This is a genomic window from Streptomyces sp. LS1784 (genome assembly GCF_020103755.1).
In the GTDB taxonomy this organism is placed as follows: Bacteria; Actinomycetota; Actinomycetes; order Streptomycetales; family Streptomycetaceae; genus Kitasatospora.
Genome location: NZ_JAHSQD010001142.1, coordinates 1 through 995 on the forward strand (window position 1 = coordinate 1; position 995 = coordinate 995).

Below are 995 nucleotides of genomic sequence, written 5' to 3' on the forward strand. Positions count from 1 at the left end.
GGCGGACGCGCCGGGTTCCGTCCCGGTGCGGTGGCACCGGCCCCGGAGGGCCTGGCCGGCAGGTTCGGCGTGCGGCCGGACCTCGGTGGCGGCGCGTCAGTCGAGCGGCGCGACCATGGTGTCCGGCTGCGCGCAGGAGGACGAACCCTGGCAGGAGCAGGAGCCCCAGGACGCGCCGTTCTCCGGCAGGGCGACGGTGTCGCGCAGCGAGGTGACGGTCAGCTCGCTGAGGTCGAGGTCCTGAAGGTCGAGGCCCTCGGTGGCAGCGGTGCGGGACGTGGTGGTGTCGGACATGGCGGTCTCCCTGGAGTTGGCAGGCGTGCCGGTCGGACCGGGAAGGTGTGCCTGCGAGGCGGGTGCTGCGGGATGTGCCGGGCCCCCCGTGGGTGCGCCGTCCGCGGGCCGCTCGGCCCCGGGCTTCGCGCCGCCCGGGGACGACTCTAGGCAGCGGGCGGCGGCCGCCGGTACGGGCGGCCGGCACCTTGGCCGGGAGCCCGTACCCCGTCGGCTCAAGACCGGTCGGGCTCAAGCGGCGCTCCAGCGGCCCCCCACGGACCCCCGACCACGGCCCGATCCGGCCGCGACCGGCACCGGCCTCACGCGTCCTCCCGGCCTCCCGGCTCCTTGTCGTGGGTAACCTGGCTCATGAAGTCCTCCAGGGGCTTCTTGACCGGCGCCCGATCGCGCGTCGAGCAGTGCCGGCTCCACGGGATGCACGGGCCCGGCTGGGCGTAGGCGTTGGGGCCGGGCAGGCCGGCGAGCGCCGAGGTGAGGGCGCGGACGTCCTCGTTCGCCTTCGGCCCCTTGCGGGAGTGCCACTTCGTGACGTCGTGGAGGCTGGTCCAGGCCGGCGGCACGACGGGGCGTCACCGCCGGGGCCTCACGCGTTCGGCTCACGCGTTCGGCCGACGGTGCCACACGGCACGGGCCGGACGGAACCGCCGCCCGCCCGCGGCCGCTCAGGGCAGGGGCAGCAGCCCAGGCACCGGGCCGCC

At 76.8% G+C, this 995-nt stretch carries 2 protein-coding genes; both read right to left on the reverse strand.

The annotated features are described in order from the left end of the window. Positions 1-96 precede the first annotated feature (96 nt). Positions 97-294, reverse strand: coding sequence for a thiazolylpeptide-type bacteriocin (locus KS423_RS46195; protein ID WP_224285619.1), 198 nt, complete (start codon positions 292-294; stop codon positions 97-99). Positions 295-596: 302 nt separating this feature from the next. Beyond that, a complete protein-coding gene (locus tag KS423_RS46200; protein WP_224285620.1) occupies positions 597-857 on the reverse strand; it encodes a hypothetical protein in 261 nt (86 codons plus the stop codon). Between the last annotated feature and the right edge of the window lie 138 nt (positions 858-995).